This is a genomic window from Aeromonas intestinalis (assembly GCF_054052485.1).
Window position 1 is genome coordinate 116,648 of record NZ_JBSTYK010000010.1, and the last position, 18,048, is coordinate 134,695.

At 59.8% G+C, this 18,048-nt stretch carries 13 protein-coding genes; 9 read left to right on the forward strand and 4 right to left on the reverse strand.

Annotation, left to right across the window (positions count from 1 at the left end; genetic code table 11):
• The first annotated feature begins 284 nt into the window (after window positions 1–284).
• From ACW5W7_RS14255 to ACW5W7_RS14275, 5 genes are all read left to right on the forward strand, one after another.
• Window positions 285–3,338: a beta-galactosidase gene (locus ACW5W7_RS14255; RefSeq protein ID WP_456502142.1), complete on the forward strand. Its 3,054-nt coding sequence runs from the start codon at window positions 285–287 to the stop codon at window positions 3,336–3,338.
• Between the two features lie 223 nt (window positions 3,339–3,561).
• On the forward strand, window positions 3,562–4,548 hold the full coding sequence (gene mglB, locus ACW5W7_RS14260; RefSeq protein WP_349920193.1) for a galactose/glucose ABC transporter substrate-binding protein MglB: 987 nt from the start codon (window positions 3,562–3,564) through the stop codon (window positions 4,546–4,548).
• Between the two features lie 54 nt (window positions 4,549–4,602).
• Entirely contained in the window at window positions 4,603–6,123 is a 1,521-nt protein-coding gene (gene mglA / locus ACW5W7_RS14265; RefSeq protein ID WP_349920192.1) for a galactose/methyl galactoside ABC transporter ATP-binding protein MglA, read from the forward strand.
• Window positions 6,124–6,138: 15 nt separating this feature from the next.
• The gene (gene mglC, locus ACW5W7_RS14270) at window positions 6,139–7,149 is read left to right on the forward strand and encodes a galactose/methyl galactoside ABC transporter permease MglC (protein WP_349920191.1); all 1,011 of its coding nucleotides are present in this window, start codon (window positions 6,139–6,141) and stop codon (window positions 7,147–7,149) included.
• A 57-nt stretch (window positions 7,150–7,206) separates the two neighbouring features.
• Window positions 7,207–8,940, forward strand: coding sequence for a methyl-accepting chemotaxis protein (locus tag ACW5W7_RS14275; RefSeq protein ID WP_456502143.1), 1,734 nt, complete (start codon window positions 7,207–7,209; stop codon window positions 8,938–8,940).
• A gap of 921 nt (window positions 8,941–9,861) precedes the next feature.
• On the opposite strand, the gene ACW5W7_RS14280 is transcribed toward ACW5W7_RS14275, so the two are convergent.
• Window positions 9,862–10,038: a hypothetical protein gene (locus tag ACW5W7_RS14280; RefSeq protein WP_349920189.1), complete on the reverse strand. Its 177-nt coding sequence runs from the start codon at window positions 10,036–10,038 to the stop codon at window positions 9,862–9,864.
• A 747-nt stretch (window positions 10,039–10,785) separates the two neighbouring features.
• Between ACW5W7_RS14280 and arcA the strand changes: the two genes are divergently transcribed.
• The 4 genes from arcA (at window position 10,786) to ACW5W7_RS14300 (ending at window position 15,596) form a co-directional block, all read left to right on the forward strand.
• On the forward strand, window positions 10,786–12,006 hold the full coding sequence (gene arcA / locus ACW5W7_RS14285) for an arginine deiminase (protein ID WP_434664653.1): 1,221 nt from the start codon (window positions 10,786–10,788) through the stop codon (window positions 12,004–12,006).
• 60 nt (window positions 12,007–12,066) lie between these two features.
• A complete protein-coding gene (locus ACW5W7_RS14290) occupies window positions 12,067–12,993 on the forward strand; it encodes a carbamate kinase (protein WP_349920187.1) in 927 nt (308 codons plus the stop codon).
• Window positions 12,994–13,062: 69 nt separating this feature from the next.
• Window positions 13,063–14,067, forward strand: coding sequence for an ornithine carbamoyltransferase (gene argF, locus ACW5W7_RS14295; RefSeq protein ID WP_041997948.1), 1,005 nt, complete (start codon window positions 13,063–13,065; stop codon window positions 14,065–14,067).
• A 122-nt stretch (window positions 14,068–14,189) separates the two neighbouring features.
• Entirely contained in the window at window positions 14,190–15,596 is a 1,407-nt protein-coding gene (locus tag ACW5W7_RS14300) for a YfcC family protein (protein WP_456502144.1), read from the forward strand.
• Window positions 15,597–15,797: 201 nt separating this feature from the next.
• On the opposite strand, the gene ACW5W7_RS14305 is transcribed toward ACW5W7_RS14300, so the two are convergent.
• The 3 genes from ACW5W7_RS14305 to pyrB all read right to left on the reverse strand — a co-directional run bounded on the left by ACW5W7_RS14305 (window position 15,798) and on the right by pyrB (window position 17,890).
• Window positions 15,798–16,289: an arginine repressor gene (locus ACW5W7_RS14305; protein WP_349920183.1), complete on the reverse strand. Its 492-nt coding sequence runs from the start codon at window positions 16,287–16,289 to the stop codon at window positions 15,798–15,800.
• 199 nt (window positions 16,290–16,488) lie between these two features.
• Window positions 16,489–16,953 carry an aspartate carbamoyltransferase regulatory subunit gene (gene pyrI / locus ACW5W7_RS14310; protein ID WP_349920181.1) on the reverse strand — a complete coding sequence of 155 codons (465 nt, stop codon included), beginning with the start codon at window positions 16,951–16,953 and terminating at the stop codon, window positions 16,489–16,491.
• Window positions 16,954–16,969: 16 nt separating this feature from the next.
• Entirely contained in the window at window positions 16,970–17,890 is a 921-nt protein-coding gene (pyrB, locus tag ACW5W7_RS14315; protein WP_349920180.1) for an aspartate carbamoyltransferase, read from the reverse strand.
• Window positions 17,891–18,048: the final 158 nt, after the last annotated feature.

Genomic DNA, 18,048 nt, shown 5'->3' on the forward strand with positions numbered 1-18,048 from the left:
CAGACTCGCACCATGCTTCGGGTTGCACCGGGGTGACGGTGCTGCTCCCTCTCTCTACTTCAGGCTCTCTTTCACCCCCTGTTTCCCTCCTTTTCATCCGTCATCGGTTATCTCATGACGCAGATCTGGTTTTTACTTATCTTTAATCGTTTTTACCTCGTTTTACTTAACATTTGCCGTGTAATCGTTTACACCCGTGTGAGCGGGATCGCCGTTTCCCGAATCAAACTCTCCTACACTGCAGACGTTTTCATAGACACGATTCAATGCAGGGAGAGATAAGGATGCTCAGGGAGATCTTGGCCCGTCAGGATTGGCAAACCCAGGCGATCACATCCGTCAACCGGTTGCCTGCCCATACCCCCTTGTCCAGCTGGCGCAGCGAGGCGGATGCCCGGGCCGGGCTCCCGTCCCCTTCGCGCCTGCTGCTGGATGGTGACTGGCAGTTCTCCTTCTTCGATGCCCCCGAGCAGGTGCCGTCGGAGTGGATCGAACAGGACTTGGCGGATGCCACCACGGTGCAGGTTCCCGGCAACTGGCAGTTGCAGGGCTTCGATCGCCCCATCTACACCAACATCAAGTATCCCTTCCCCTGCGATCCCCCCAGGGTGCCTGCGCAAAACCCCACCGGCTGCTACTCCCGCACTTTCAGCCTGCCCGCCGACTGGCTGGCTAGCGGCCAGGTCCGCATCACGTTTGATGGGGTGGACAGCGCCTTCTATCTGTTCTGCAACGGCCGCTGGGTCGGTTACTCCCAGGACAGCCGCCTGCCCGCCGAATTCGATCTGACCCCCTTCCTGCAGGCCGGTCAGAACCGGCTGGCAGCCCTGGTACTGCGCTGGTCCGATGGCTCCTACCTCGAAGATCAGGATATGTGGCGCATGAGCGGCATCTTCCGCTCCGTCACACTGCTGCATAAACCGGAACGCCAGCTGATGGACGTGCGGCTGGCCCCGGTGCTGGATGCCTGTTACCGGGATGCCCGCCTCAAGCTGGAGGTGCAGGCGAGTGCCGGCGCCGGCCTTCTGGTGGAGGCGGCCCTCTATTTCGGCGACGCCCTGGTGGTGAGCAAGCGCCAACCCCTCGGCACGGCACCCATCGACGAGAAGGGGGCCTTTGAGGACAGAAGCGAGCTGTGGCTGGAGGTACCCGCCCCCCACAAGTGGAGCGCCGAGACCCCCAATCTCTACCGGCTGACCCTGGCCCTGCTGGACGAGCAGGGTGAGTGCATCGAGTGTGAGGCCTATGACGTGGGCTTTCGGGCGGTGGAGATCCGTGACGGCCTGCTGCGGGTCAACGGCCAGCCCCTGCTCATTCGTGGCGCCAACCGCCACGAGCACGATCCGGCCCTCGGCCACGTGGTGACCCCCGCCGCCATGGCGCTGGATCTGCGGCTGATGAAGCAGAACAACTTCAATGCGGTGCGCTGCTCCCACTATCCGAATCACCCGGAATTCTATCGGCTGTGCGACAGGCTCGGCCTCTACGTGGTGGACGAGGCGAATCTGGAAACCCATGGCATGACCCCCATGGGGCGGCTGGCGCGGGACCCCGCCTGGAGCGGCGCCTTTCTAGAGCGGGTGACCCGCATGGTGGCGCGGGACTTCAACCATCCCAGCATCATCATCTGGTCGCTCGGCAACGAATCCGGCTACGGCCCCGCCCACGACGCCATGTATCAGTGGGTCAAGGGGAGCGACCCGAGCCGCCCGGTCCAGTACGAGGGGGGCGGCGCCGATACCCCGGCCACCGACATCATCTGCCCCATGTATGCCCGTACCCATCAGGATCAACCCTTCCCGGCGGTGCCCAAGTGGGCGCTGGCCAAGTGGATCGGCCTGCCCGGCGAGACCCGGCCGCTGATCCTGTGCGAGTACGCCCATGCCATGGGCAACAGCCTGGGAGGCTATGCCGAGTATTGGCAGGCGTTTCGCTCCCATCCGCGCCTGCAGGGTGGTTTCGTCTGGGATTGGGTGGATCAGGGGCTCGACAAGCTGACTGATGACGGCCGCCATTTCTGGGCCTATGGCGGCGATTTTGGCGATACCCCCAACGACCGCCAGTTCTGCTGCAACGGCCTGCTGTTCCCGGACAGGAGTCCCCATCCCTCCCTGGCCGAAGCCAAGCGGGCCCAGCAGCTGTTCGCTCTGAAACTGGTGAGCCAGCAGCCATTGGTGGTGGAGGTGGTGAGCGACTATCTGTTCCGTGCCACGGACAACGAGCGGCTGCACTGGCAACTGCGGGAGGATGGCCGCGTACTGCAGGAAGGTGAATGCCCACTCAGCCTGGCTCCCCAGGCTGGTGCGGCGCTGACCCTGCTGGCATCGCTGCCGGCCTTTGCCCCGGGGAGCCTGGTCTCGCTGGATCTGGCCATAGTGCAGCCCGCGGCCACGGCCTGGGCCGAGGCGGGCCACGAGGTGGCTCGTCAGCAGTTTATTCTGCCATCTCCCCTGACATTGCCAGTGGTATTCCACTGCACGGCCTTGCTTGAGCAGCCGGATCATTGGCTTGCTGCCGCCGCAGGCAGTGAATGGCAACTGGACAAGGTGAGCGGCCGTATCCGCAACTGGCGCAAACAGGGGCGGGAGCAGCTGAAGGAGGCCATCGCCGATCACTTCTACCGGGCGCCGCTCGACAACGACATCGGCACCAGCGAGGCGGATCACGCGGACCCCAACGCCTGGATTGTCCGCTGGCAGGAGGCTGGCCTTAACGGATTGCAACACCGCTGCCTCGGCATGACGGCGAGCCCGGAGCAGGGGGTGATTGTGGTCACCCACGGTTATTTCGCCGATGACAGCCTGAAACTGCTGACCCGCTGGCGTCACGCCTTCTCAGCCGATGGGGCCATGCAGCTCGCCATCGAGGTGGAGGTGGCCCCTGGCATGCCTTCCCTGCCCCGGATCGGCGCCAGGCTCTGGCTGGTGGACGAGGTGATGACGGCAACGGATGGGGTGAGCTGGCTGGGGCGCGGCCCCCACGAAAACTACCCGGACCGGCTGCTCGCCGCCGATCAGGGCCGCTGGCAACAGCCGCTCGATGGGCTGCACACCCCCTATGTGTTCCCGACCGACAACGGGCTGCGTTGCGACACCCGTCAACTGCAACTGGGGGATATCGACATCCAGGGCCGCTTCCATTTCAGCCTCAGTCGCTACAGCCAGCAGCAACTCGCCCTGGCCCGTCACCAGACCGATCTGGTGGCCGAAGGGGGATTGCACCTCTGCCTCGATGGCTTCCACATGGGGATCGGCGGGGATGACTCCTGGAGCCAGAGCGTGCGACCGGAATATTGGCTGCGGTCGGGGAGCTACTATTGGAACTGTGTTCTACGCTGAGTCTGGCCCGCCAGAATAGGCGATAAGCGTCACTAGAGCCCCATTGGTTTGTACTACATTGATTTTTAAGCATTTAATGTCTATGTAACAGAGTGTAAACGTTTTCATTTTGTTGTCAGGATCACAGAACATCGGACAACAAATTGATTACATTAGGCTGGCGCCAGCTCAGATGGTGTACAGCATTCCCTACAAAAACAGATATAGAGATCGGAGCATAACAATGAAAAAACTCACGACAGTCGCCACCCTGCTGATGGGACTGATGGCGGGAGCCCAAGCCCAGGCTGATACCCGTATCGGGGTCACCGTCTACAAATATGACGACAACTTCATGGCCGTTGTGCGCAAGGCCATCGAGAAGGAAGCGACGGCCAACCCGGATGTTGAGCTGTTGATGAATGACTCCCAGAACGACCAGTCCAAGCAGAATGACCAGATCGACGTGCTGTTGGCCAAGGGCGTGAAAGCGCTGGCCATCAACCTGGTCGACCCGGCGGCGGCCTCTGTCGTGATCGAGAAGGCGCGTGCCGACGAGATCCCCGTGGTGTTCTACAACAAGGAACCGAGCGCGGCGGACATGGCCAGCTATGACAAGGCCTACTACGTGGGTACCGACTCCAAGGAGTCAGGCATCATCCAGGGCCAGCTGATCGCCAAGCACTGGAAGGCACACCCCGAGTGGGATCTGAACAAGGATGGCGTCATCCAGTTCGTGCTGCTCAAGGGCGAGCCGGGTCACCCGGATGCGGAAGCCCGCACCACCTATGTCGTCAAGACCCTGAATGACGGCGGCATCAAGACCCAGCAGCTGCACATGGATACCGGTATGTGGGATACCGCCATGGCGAAAGACAAGATGGACGCCTGGATCTCCGGCCCGAACGCCAACAAGATCGAAGTGGTCATCGCCAACAACGACGGCATGGCGATGGGGGCTGTTGAATCCCTGAAAGCCCAGGGCAAGAGTGCCATTCCGGTGTTCGGCGTCGATGCCCTGCCGGAAGCCCTGGCCATGGTCAAGAGCGGCGCCATGGCAGGTACCGTGCTGAACGATGCGGCCAACCAGGCCAAGGCGACCTTCGACCTGGTCAAGAACCTGGCTGAAGGCAAGCCGGCCGGTGAAGGCACCAACTGGAAGATCGACAACAAGATTGTGCGTGTTCCTTACGTGGGCGTGGATAAAGACAATCTGTCCCAGTTCGAGTAATTCCCTCCTCCCGGGCAAGGGTCACCCCCTTGCCCTTCGTTTCAACCAGATGTGATGGCTGATATGACAACACGGCAACAATCAGAATGGCTGTTGGAGATGATTGACGTCAGTAAGAGTTTCCCTGGCGTCAAGGCACTCGATAAAGTCAATTTACGGGTCCGTCCTCATTCTGTGCATGCGTTGATGGGCGAGAATGGCGCGGGGAAATCCACGCTGCTCAAGTGCTTGTTCGGCATCTACGAGAAGGATGAGGGCAAGATCTTCTTCAAGGGGGAGGAGATCAATTTCACCTCTTCCAAGGAGGCGCTGGAGAACGGCGTTTCCATGGTGCACCAGGAGCTGAACCTGGTGTTGCAGCGCACCGTGATGGACAACATGTGGCTCGGCCGCTACCCCACCAAGGGCTGGTTCATCGATCACGGCAAGATGTATGAAGAAACCAAGCAGATCTTCGACGAGCTGGACATCGACATCGATCCGCGGGTCAAGGTCGGCACCCTGTCCGTCTCCCAGATGCAGATGATCGAGATCGCCAAGGCGTTCTCCTACGACGCCAAGATCGTCATCATGGATGAGCCCACCTCCTCCCTGACCGAGAAAGAGGTCAATCACCTCTTCAAGATCATCAACAAACTCAAGGAGAAGGGCTGCGGCATCGTCTACATCTCCCACAAGATGGAAGAGATCTTCCAGCTGTGTGACGAGATCACCATATTGCGGGATGGGCAATGGGTAGCGACTCAGCCGCTCAAGGGCATGACCATGGATCAGATCATCGGCATGATGGTCGGCCGTGAGCTCACCCAGCGCTTCCCGGAGAAAACCAACCAGCCGAAGGAGGTGATCCTCGAGGTCGAACATCTGACGGCGAAGAACCAACCCTCCATTCAGGACGTGACCTTCAACCTGCACAAGGGGGAGATCCTCGGCATCGCCGGACTGGTGGGGGCCAAGCGTACCGACATCGTCGAGACTCTGTTCGGCATCCGCGATCGCAGCGAGGGCACCATCAAGCTGCACGGCAAAGCGGTGGCGAACCACAATGCCCACGAGGCGATCCAGAACGGTTTCGCCCTGGTGACCGAGGAGCGTCGCTCCACCGGCATCTATTCGCGTCTCGACATCGCCTTCAATTCCCTGATCGCCAACATGGACAGCTACAAGAGCTCCATGGGGCTGCTCAGCGACAACAAGATGAAAAGCGATACCCAGTGGGTCATCGACTCCATGCGGGTCAAGACCCCGACCCAGCAGACCCAGATAGGCTCCCTGTCCGGCGGCAACCAGCAGAAGGTCATCATAGGCCGCTGGCTGCTGACCCAGCCCGAGATCCTGATGCTGGACGAACCGACCCGCGGTATCGACGTGGGGGCCAAGTTCGAGATCTATCAGCTGATCCTGGAGCTGGCCAAGAAGGACAAGGGGATCGTCATCATCTCGTCCGAGATGCCCGAATTGCTGGGGATCACGGACAGGATCATGGTCATGAGCAATGGCCGGGTCGCGGGGATCGTCAACACCAAAGAAACTGACCAGAGCGAGATCCTGCGCCTGGCATCTCTGTACCTATAAGACAGGAAGGCATTTATGGAGTCGGCTAAAAATTTCAATCTGATGCAGGCGCTCAAAGAGAACGGCATCTATGTGGTGTTGCTGGTGTTGCTCATGGTCATCGTGATCAAGGAACCCTCCTTCCTGAGCCTCACCAACCTCAGCAACATCCTGACCCAGTCCTCGGTGCGGGTCATCATCGCCCTCGGGGTGGCAGGCATCATCATCACCCAGGGGACGGATCTGTCGGCTGGCCGTCAGGTCGGTCTGGCAGCGCTGATTGCGGCGACCATGCTGCAGGCCACAACCAACATCAACAAGGTGTTCCCAAGCCTGGGAGAAATTCCCATCCCGGCGGTGATCCTGCTGGTCTGCGTCGTGGGTGCGGTGATTGGTCTCATCAACGGCCTGATCGTGGCCTATCTGAACGTGACCCCCTTCATCACCACCCTGGGGACCATGATCATTGTCTACGGCATCAACTCCCTCTATTTCGACTCCGTGGGCGCCTCGCCGGTAGCGGGTTTTGATCCCCGTTTCTCCAGCTTTGCGCAGGGTTTTATACGGATAGGGGGATTTAAACTATCGTATCTGACCTTCTATGCGGCCATCGCCAGTATCTTCGTCTGGGTTCTGTGGAACAAGACTCGCTTTGGCAAGAACATCTTCGCCATCGGTGGCAACCCGGAAGCCGCCAAGGTCTCCGGCGTCAACGTGGCTGTCAACCTGGTGATGATCTATGCCCTGGCCGGTATCTTCTACGCCTTCGGCGGCATGCTGGAAGCGGGTCGGGTCGGCAGTGCCACCAACAACCTTGGCTTCATGTATGAACTCGATGCCATCGCGGCCTGTGTGGTGGGCGGGGTATCGTTTGCCGGTGGTGTGGGTACGGTGGCCGGGGTCATCACCGGTGTGCTCATCTTTACCCTGATCAACTACGGTCTGACCTACATCGGGGTCAGCCCCTACTGGCAGTTCATCATCAAGGGCGGCATCATCATACTGGCGGTGGCGCTGGATTCCATGAAGTACGCCAAGAAGAAGTAAGCATTGCGAAGAGGGCTGGAGCAATTCCGGCCCTCTTTTTTTGGAGGGATCCATCCCATGCCGTTCAAAGTCAAAATCAACGTCCTGCTGCTGCTCGCCATCCTGGCCACCATCGGTACCGCCTGGCTCAGCGTCAATCACTTCATCAGCAACTACATCCGCACCCAGGCCACCCAGAACATCAACGAGCAGATCACCCTGGTCAAGGAGAAGCTGGCGGGAGACATCAACCAGCGAGTGCTGCTGGCAGCCAACCTCAACCTCGGGGTGACCAGCGTCAAGAAGGCCCTGCAGGAGACCGGCTTCCACAACATCGTCAAGCTGGTGGGAGACATGGCGTTCGATGTGAACGGGGTCATTGACGACAGCGCCAGGGTGGAGACCCTGCGCAAGCTCATCCCCGCCGCCAACAACCAGATCACCGTGAGCCCGCTGGAGCAGCTCGACGGCAAGCCGGTCATCTCCATCCTGGTGCCCAGGGGGGCGGATTCGGCCTACCTCTATTACCTCGACATGAGCGAATTCAAGCACCTGCTTGAGAAGGTGAGCGGGGAGGGGCGCTACTTCTCCCTGACCGACAGCCAGGGCAACGTGCTCCATGACGGCAAGCCAAAGGGAGAGAGTGAGGCGCGCCCCAATCAGCTCGATATCCGGGGCAGTCAGTGGACCCTGACCGGCTACGTGGATCTGGACCATATCCAGGCCATGACCCAGGCCCTCAACGGCAAGATCACCATGGCCCTGTTTGGGGTGGCAGTCCTGGTGCTGATTATCTCCGTGGTGGCGCTCAATCTGGCCTACCGCCCCATCCTCTCCCTGCGGGATCTGGTGCAGGAGCTGTCCCAGGGCAGCGGGGATCTGACTCGCCGCCTGGCGGTCACCAGCAAGGATGATCTGGGCCAGATCTCCGCCGGCATCAACCGCTTCATCGAGCGACTGCAGGAGATGATGGGGGAGGTGAGCAAGGCCAGCGGCCAGCTCAACGAGGGGATCTCGGATCTCGCCAGGCAGACGGGCTCGGCCCAGGGGTTGCTGGCGGAACATGTGCGCGAGACGGAACTGGTGGTCACCGCCATCAACGAGATGAGCCGTACCGCCATCTCGGTATCGGAGAGTGCGGCCAGCACGGCCCAGCTGACCGGTCAGAGCCAGCAGCTGGCGAGTGAGTCACGACTGGTGGTGGACAGAGCCATGAACAGCGTGACCGCGCTGGTGGCGGAGGTCGAGACCACCGCCAGCTCCATCGCTGCCATGCAGCAGGATGTGCAGCAGATAGGCTCCATCCTCGGGGTCATTGGCGGTATTGCCGAGCAGACCAACCTGCTGGCCCTCAACGCGGCCATCGAGGCGGCCCGGGCTGGAGAGCAGGGTCGCGGTTTCGCCGTGGTGGCAGACGAGGTGCGTTCTCTCGCCGGGCGCACCCAGCAGAGCACCGCCGAAATCCAGACCATGCTGAGCCGGTTGCAGCGCGGCACCCAGACGGTGGTGGAGGCCATGGGCAACACCCGCCAGAGCTGTCAGGATGCGGCGCAGAATACCAACAAGGTGAATGCCTCCCTGGATGCCATGGCGGGAGAGGTGGTGGAGATCAACGATCTCATCAGCCATATCGCCACGGCGGCCGAGGAACAGAGCGCGGTGGCGGAGGAGATCAATCGCAACATGAGCGCCATTGCCGAGGTGATCACTCAGCTCAAGGGTAACGGCGAGCGGACGGTGGACAGTTCGGCGTCCATGCAGCACACCTATGACAGGCTGAGGGAGATAGTGGGGCACTTTCGCCTGCAATGAGCGGCAGACATGACCGCTGGCAGTGAGGTTTTATCGGTGAGGCATTGAGAGGCTGGTCGGGGTTGCCCCGGCCGGCATATCGGAAAAACCAGAAAATGGGCAAAAAAGATGGGGGCGACTTGCGTCGCCCCCGATAGTCTTATCGCTCATGTCCTTGAACGAAGTTGCTCCCTGCAATCCCTGACTATACCTCTTCCTTTAGGTTTCCCCTTCCCAATCCTTTGGGGTGTCCTTTAGCCATCATGGCCTGACGAGTCATCCATTCCCGTCGCACTTTCTCCGTCCTGGGAGGTGTCCTTTACCACATCCTGTGGTGAGTCCATTTGCCCAACCCTGGCAGCCAATCGTCCTGATCGACTTCATTGCGTCCGTGCAGGAGTAACTATAAGGATTTCGCGGGGGACGACAACGGCATGCTGAAAAACGTTTTTACCTAACTCGTTTCCCAGGAAACAAAGGAAGTTTTATATCTTTATTTATCAATTAGTTATTGTTTTTTGTGGCAGGTTTTTCGATCCATAATTCCGACTATGGCGGGATATTGTCGGGAGTCTGGCTTACGCATGTAATGGCGAATGTCTCACACGCCATTTAACTGGGGTTCAGGAACCTGACAAATGGCGGAGTCGTTTGCGAAGGAGAGCCTGAATGCCAGCCATCTGACCCGAGTCGCAGCACCATGCCATTCCTCCCAAAGGGCACCCGGCTAGCCTTCCCGGGAGAGGAAACCATCTTGCAGTGAATGGCGATACGGAGAGGGCTAGAGACTTGCCCATCAACGACGGTGAGCGGGCAACGCCATGGTCTCGATGCCTGTGGCGGGCTCTGATGGTCTGGATGAATGAAAGGATAAGAAGGGAATGATGGCGCTCGCGGGGATCTGGCCAAGAGGAGGAAGAAACCTCCCCTTGGGCTCAGGGGTTAATAGTGCTGGCTGCCGCCATGCCATTGGCACACATATTCGGGTACCAGCATCTGGGGAGCCTGGCCGACATGACAGACCACCAGGGGAATGGCGGGAGCGCCCTGGGCGCTGACCAGAGTCGGGGTGGCGGGCAGGACCAGGGCGATGAGCAGAAACAGCGATTTGATCTTCATGGATATCTCCTTGGTGACAGGACTCGGTGTGATCTGAATCACTTTTTGAGTTAAGTCGAGGTGGGGGACGCCGCAAGGAGGGACGATAAATTCAACTAATGAAAAAAGTTTAAAATCGGGTCGCCATCATCGGGTTGAAAAAAGCACCATTCGGATGCGAACAAAATGCATATCCATATAAATGACATAGGACGAATCTTGTCATTTGGGGGGCTGGGAAGGCGGCTTGGCGTCATTGCCATGATCTTGGACAAGAAACTGATTATGCAGGCTCGGTGATGCGAGTGACTATTTATGTGGAGGCCAGGCGGGATTTTTTTGGCGATCCATTCACTCTTCAGCATAGAAAATTCAATTCATCTGTAATTTGTTTTTATCTGATTGATTTTGTTATTTATTTATTATCTTACATATCCCTTTGTAGATATTTTCAGTGAATGAAAACGGTCTCTAATTGAAATAAACAAGGTGTTTTTTGCTTATCGATTCGGATGGGGTGAATGGCTAAATGCCAGTTATGTAAACTCCATCAAAAATTAACTCATGGTTTTATTCAGTTCGGATTGAATGTGATCAATGTCTAAGTTTGCAGTGGTTTGCAGGCCTAATCTCTGCGTCGAAAGGCAAGGGCAGGATAGAACACAAGCTGAGTACCCTACATAAAGAATATCCCGCCTTAGCCACGAGCCAGAATAGAAGGAATCTATTCAATCACTCGCAGGGACCACTGCTAGACGGAATATAATCATGAGCAAATTTTATGTAGGTTCTGAAGTTGGCCAATTGCGCCGTGTCATGCTGCACCGCCCCAACCTCAGTCTGAAGCGTCTGACCCCTTCCAACTGTCAGGATCTGCTGTTCGATGACGTCCTGTCCGTGGAACGCGCCGGCCAGGAGCACGACAAATTCGCTCAAGTGCTGCGCGATCAGAATGTCGAAGTCTTCCTACTGACCAATCTGCTGGCCGAAACCCTGGATGTGCCGGAAGCCAAAGCCTGGCTGCTGCAAAACCAGGTCTCCGATTATCGCCTCGGCACCGCACTGGCCAACGACGTGCGCTGCTTCCTGGCCGACATGCCGCACCGCGAGCTGGCTCGCATCCTCTCCGGCGGCCTGACCTACTCCGAGATGCCCTACAGCGGCGTCAACATGGTCGTGGGCATGCACGCTCCGACCGACTTCATCATCGAGCCACTGCCCAACCACCTCTTCACCCGTGACACCTCCTGCTGGGTCTACGGTGGCGTCTCCATCAACCCCATGGCCAAGGCCGCCCGTCGCCGCGAAACCAACCATGTGAAGGCCATCTACCGCTGGCACCCGCAGTTCGCCGGTCAGGACTTCATCAAGTACTTCGGTGACGAAGAGCGTGACTACGACAACTCCACCATCGAAGGGGGCGACGTCCTGGTCATCGGTCGTGGCGCCGTGCTCATCGGCATGTCCGAGCGCACCACGCCGCAGGGTGTCGAACACCTGGCCCGCGGCCTGTTCAAGCACGGCCAGGCGAAGCAGGTCATCGCCATGCAACTGCCGAAACACCGCAGCTGCATGCACCTGGACACCGTCATGACCCACATGGACATAGACACCTTCTCCGTCTATCCGGAAGTCATCCGCAAGGATGTGAACTGCTGGAGCCTGACCCCGGGCGGCGCCACCGGCATGAGCATCAAGGAAGAAGGCTACTTCGTGACCGCCATCGAGAAGGCGCTGGGTGTGGATCAGCTGAAACTCATCACCACCGGCGGCGACACCTTCGAGGCCGAGCGCGAGCAGTGGAATGACGCCAACAACGTGCTGACCGTGCGTCCTGGCGTGGTCGTGGGTTACGAGCGCAACACCTACACCAACGAGAAATACGACAAGGCCGGCATCACTGTGCTGCCCATCCCGGGTGAAGAGCTGGGACGTGGCCGCGGCGGCGCCCGCTGCATGAGCTGCCCGATGGAACGTGACGGCATCTAACCGACGGCGTGGCGCCGGCGGAGGCTGGCGCCACACAGACTCACTTTCGAGATCAATATCATGAAAAAACCAACTGTCGTCGTCGCCCTGGGTGGCAATGCCTTGCTCCGCCGCGGTGAGCCCCTCGAAGCGGACATCCAGCGCAAGAACATCGCCACCGCCGCCAAGACCATCGCCCGCATCGCCGAGGATTACAACGTGGTGCTGGTGCACGGCAACGGCCCGCAAGTCGGTCTGCTGGCCCTGCAAAACAGCGCCTATACCAAGGTTTCTCCCTATCCCCTGGATGTGCTGGGCGCCGAGTCCCAGGGCATGATCGGCTACATGCTGATCCAGGAGCTGAAGAACCTGATGCCGAGCCGCAACGTCACCGCGCTGCTGACTCAGGTGCAGGTCGATCCCAAGGATCCCGCCTTCGCCAACCCGACCAAGTTCATCGGTCCCGTCTACGAAGAGGCGGAAGCCCGCGCCCTGGCTGCCGAGAAGCAGTGGAGCGTCAAGGCTGACGGCAAGTTCTTCCGCCGCGTGGTGCCATCCCCGCTGCCCCAGCGCATCGTCGAAGGCGACGCCATCGAAACCCTGATCGCCCAGGGCCATCTCATCATCTGTACCGGTGGTGGTGGCATTCCGGTGACCTGGGATGGCCAGAGCCTGACCGGCATCGAAGCCGTCATCGACAAAGACATGTCTGCCGCCTACCTGGCCAAGCAGATCAAGGCCGACGCCCTGCTGATCCTGACCGACGCCGATGCCGTCTACCTGGATTGGGGCAAGCCGACCCAGCGTCCGCTGCGGATCACCAGCCCGGACGAGCTGGCTGGCGTCAAGTTCGATGCCGGCTCCATGGGACCCAAGGTTGAAGCGTCCTGCGAATTCGTCAAGGCGACCGGCGGCATGGTCGGGATCGGTTCCCTGGAAGATGGCCTGGCCATCCTGAGGGGCGAAGCCGGCACCAATATCGTCGCCACCAATACCGTGAATGCCTGAGTCGTTGAATTACTGCGTAGTCAATAACACTGCCCACATTGGTCTGAACAAATATAGAGAGAACTCATCATGGCTTTTAATCTGCGTAACCGTAACTTCCTGAAACTGCTGGACTTCACCCCGCGCGAAATCCAATACATGATCGATCTCGCCATCGACCTGAAGAAGGCCAAATACGGTGGCTATGAGCGCAAGCACCTCACCGGCAAGAACATCGCCCTGATCTTCGAGAAGACCTCCACCCGCACCCGTTGCGCGTTTGAAGTCGCGGCCTTCGACCAGGGGGCACAAGTCTCCTACCTTGGCCCAAGCGGTTCCCAGATTGGTCACAAGGAGTCCATGAAGGATACCGCCCGCGTCCTGGGCCGCATGTATGACGGCATCGAGTACCGTGGCTATGGTCAGGAAATCGTGGAAGAGCTGGGTGCCCATGCCGGTGTGCCGGTCTGGAACGGCCTGACCAACGAATTCCACCCGACCCAGATCCTGGCCGACTTCATGACCATGCTGGAGCACGGCAAGGGCAAGCGTCTGGATCAGATCAAGTTCGCCTACCTGGGTGACGCTCGCAACAACATGGGCAACTCCCTGATGGTCGGTGCCGCCAAGATGGGCATGGACATCCGTCTGGTTGCGCCCAAGGCCTTCTGGCCGGAAGAAGAGCTGGTCGCCCAGTGCCGCCAGATCGCTGAAGAGACCGGTGCCCGCATCCACCTGACCGAAGATGTGAAAGAGGGCGTGCTGGGTGCCGACTTCCTCTACACAGACGTCTGGGTCTCCATGGGTGAAGCGAAAGAAGCCTGGGATCAGCGCGTCAAACTGATGACCCCCTATCAGGTCAACATGGACGTCATCAACGCCACCAAGAACCCGGATGTGAAGTTCATGCACTGCCTGCCGGCGTTCCACAACGACGAGACCACCATGGGCAAGGAAGTGGCCGACAAATACGGCATGAAGGGTCTGGAAGTGACCGAGGACGTGTTCGAATCCGAACACAGCATCGTATTCGACGAGGCCGAAAACCGGATGCACACCATCAAGGCAGTGATGGTTGCTACGCTGGGCGACTAAGGTCGCAGTAGTGGTGCCGGGGGGTGACCCCCGGCTTTTCGACCATGTGACAGCGGCACAATACCTCTAACCCTACACCCGCAGATTGCATGGATACCACACCCACAGAAGGAAGCTGGACCATGACCAAATTCAAGTTCCCGTCAGCCTACACGATACTGTTTGTGCTGATCGCCCTGGTGGCCGCCCTGAGCTGGATAGTTCCGGCGGGCAAATATGACATGACCATGAACGAGTCCCTCGGCAAGGAAGTACCGGTAGCCGGTACCTACAAGCTGGTGGATGCCAATCCCCAGGGGATCGTCGACGTGCTGCTGGCACCCATCGACGGCCTCTACAACCACGATACCTATGAGGCTGGCGCCATCGACGTCTCCCTCTTCATCCTGATCATCGGTGGCTTCCTTGGCATAGTGACCAAGACGGGTGCCATCGATGCCGGTATCGAGCGCGTCACCGATCGTCTGCGTGGCCGCGAGGAGTGGATGATCCCGATCCTGATGGCGTTGTTCGCCGCGGGCGGCACCATCTACGGTATGGCGGAAGAGTCCCTGCCGTTCTACACCCTGCTGGTGCCGGTGATGATGGCCGCCCGCTTCGACCCAGTCGTGGCTGCCGCAACCGTCTTGCTCGGCGCCGGTATCGGTACCCTGGGCTCCACCATCAACCCGTTTGCGACCGTGATTGCTGCCAACGCGGCGGGCATCTCCTTCACCGACGGCATCTGGCTGCGTGTCGCCATGCTGGTGGCCGGCTGGCTGCTGTGCGTGGCCTATGTGATGCGCTACGCCAAGATGGTGCGCAACGATCCGAGCAAGTCCCTGGTGGCTGACAAGTGGGAAGAGAACCGTGCCCACTTCCTCGGCAACCGCAGCGACGAGATGCTGGAGTTCACCCTGACCCGCAAGATCGTGCTGGGCATCTTCGTCGCCGCCTTCGCCGTGATGATCTACGGGGTGGCCGTGCTCGGCTGGTGGATGGCGCAGATCTCCGGCGTCTTCCTGGCTGCCGCCATCATCGTCGGCGTGATCTCCCGCATGAGCGAGGAGGAGCTGACCTCCAACTTCATCGACGGTGCCCGTGACCTGCTCGGCGTGGCCCTCATCATCGGTATCGCCCGCGGTATCGTGGTGGTGATGGACAACGGCATGATCACCCACACCATCTTGCACAGTGCGGAAGGCATCGTGACCGGCCTCTCCACCGTGGTGTTCATCAACGTGATGTTCGTGCTGGAAGTGGTGCTCTCCTTCCTGGTGCCGTCCTCTTCCGGTCTGGCGGTGCTGACCATGCCGATCATGGCGCCGCTCGCCGACTTCGCCAACGTGGGTCGCGAGCTGGTAGTGACGGCCTACCAGTCTGCCTCCGGCCTGGTGAACCTGGTGACCCCGACCTCCGCCGTGGTCATGGGTGGCCTGGCGATTGCCAAGGTGCCCTATGTACGCTGGCTGAAGTGGGTGGCCCCGCTGCTCGGCATCCTGACCGTGCTGATCGTGGTCTGCCTGAGCCTGGGTGCCATGTTGGTCTGATGGGACATACGCTAAACAACGGGAGCCACTGGCTCCCGTTTTTTATTGCGGCTGGGGAAGGTCATGCCGACCGGAGAGTCGGTTCGAAAGCCTGCTGATGTGCGGTTGAGGTAGAGGGACGGCAAGCGAGAGGTGGCGCGAGCGGGCATAACAAAGGCGACCCCGGGGTCGCCTTTGTTATTTGCATGGGAGGAGAAAAACTTAGCGGGCCTGGGCCAGGGTGCGCACCACGGCGGCGTGGGCCTGGCGGGTGCGGCTGATGTGGCGGGGGGCGACCAGCACCACATCGTTGCCGGCCACGGCTCCCAGGATCTCGGGATCGGCGTTGCGATCCAGCAGGCGAGCCACCACGGTGGCAGCCCCCGGGGTGGTGTGGACCAGCACCATCTGCTGGTTGTGAACCACGCCGCGCACCATGTCGTGGATGGAGCGGGTGCTGCCGGCGGGTTCCAGCTGCTCGTCCACCAGGGTGTAGACCTTCTTGCCGTTGGCATTCTGGGCCTTGGCCACGCCGAGGCGGCGCAGCAGGCGGGAGATGGTGGACTGGCTGATGTCGGCGAAGCCCCGGTCGGCCAGCTCGCGGCGGATCTCCTCCTGGGTGCTGTAGCAGTGCTGGCCGATGATCTGGCGACAGGCGTCCAGCTGGGCCTGGTCGGACTCGATTTCGACGGGACGGCTGAGGGTCTTGACCACGGGGATGTCCTTTGATGATGACCGGAGGCTAGGCTTCACCACTACCTTATGTCCGTTTGCTAGCAAAAAATGCTGTTGAAAAAGAATCGGGCAGCGAATGAGCGGCGTTTAGCCGTTATGGGATGGCAAATTATAACCAAAGGGGGAATAAGTGATGTGACAGGGGTCAAAAATGGGCCCCGTGGGGCCCGCTTGGCTATTAGTAACGTTCGCTGACGATGTCCTGGGTGAAGGATTTTTCGCAGTATTTGCACTTCATGCGCACCGCGCCCTTCACCTCGCGTACCCGGAAGTAGCTGTCCACCGGCTCGTTGTGGGAGATGCAGTTGGAGTTCGGGCAGTGGAACACCCCGGTGATGAACTCCGGCAGCGCCAGCTGATGCTTCTTCACCACCACGAAGTCTTCGATGATGTTGACGGTCGCCTTGGGGGCGAACAGGGCCAGCTGGTTGGCCTGCTGTTCGGTCAGCCGGGTGTGCTCGATCTTGATGAGATCCTTCTTGCCGAGGGCGCCGGATTTGAGGTTGAAACCGACGGTGATGCGCTCCTGGGTCTCGATCAGCTGGAACAGCTTGAGGATCTTGATGCCCTGGCCGGCGGGGATGTGGTCGATGACGGAGCCCTGACGGATGGCTTCGACTTGCAGTTGGTTCTTCTCGGACATGATGTTCCCCTTTCCCTTAGACGGTTTCGTTCAGTACCAGTGCCAGCAGTGCCTGGCGCGCATAGACCCCGTTCTCCGCCTGCTGGAAGTAGTAGGCGTGGGGCGTCTTGTCGACCGCGACTTCGATCTCGTCGACGCGGGGCAGGGGATGCAGGATCTTCATGGTCGGCTTGGCCCCTTCCAGGGTGGCCAATTCCAGCACGAACTTGGCGGCCATGTGCTTGTACTCGGTCTCGTCGAAGCGCTCCTTCTGGACCCGGGTCATGTAGAGGATGTCGAGCTCCGGCATCACCTCTTCCATGGTCTCGTGCACGCTGAACTGGATGCCCTTCTCTTCCAGCTCCTCGCACAGGTAGTCCGGCATCGCCAGCGCTTCCGGCGAGATGAAGAAGAAGCGGCAGTTGAACAGGCTGAGGGCCTGGGCCAGGGAGTGCACGGTGCGGCCGTATTTCAGGTCGCCGACGAAGGCGACGTTGAGGCCGTCCAGCTTGCCTTGGGTCTCATGGATGGAGAAGAGGTCCAGCAGGGTCTGGGTCGGATGCTGGTTGGAGCCGTCGCCGCCGTTGATGACGGGCACCCGGGAGAACTCGGAGGCGAGGCGGGCCGCCCCTTCCTTCGGATGACGCATCACCACGGCATCGGAGTAGGAGCCGATGATCTTGATGGAGTCCGCCAGGGTCTCCCCCTTCTTGGCGCTGGTGTTGCCCCCGTCGGCGAAGCCGATGATGTTGCCGCCGAGGCGCTGTACCGCGGTCTCGAAGGAGAGGCGGGTGCGGGTGGAGGCTTCGAAGAAGCAGCTGGCGACCAGCTTGTCTTTCAGCAGGCGGGTGTCGGGTTCGGCCTTCAACCGCTGTGCGGTGGCGACCACCAGTTCCATGTCGGACCGGGTCAGATCCGAGATGGAGATGACGTGTTTGTTATAGAGTGGATTGGTCATCGTCTGCATTCCCTTTGGCATCAATGAAGGTTTTTCGGGCACAAAAAAAAGCCCCTGAAACAGGGGCTCTTTTTAAAAACAATTGGGGATCTGTGGGTCGGGAACCGGAAACAACGGGGCCGCTCTGGTGCGTTCCACCCGTCTGCAAGGCTGCTTTT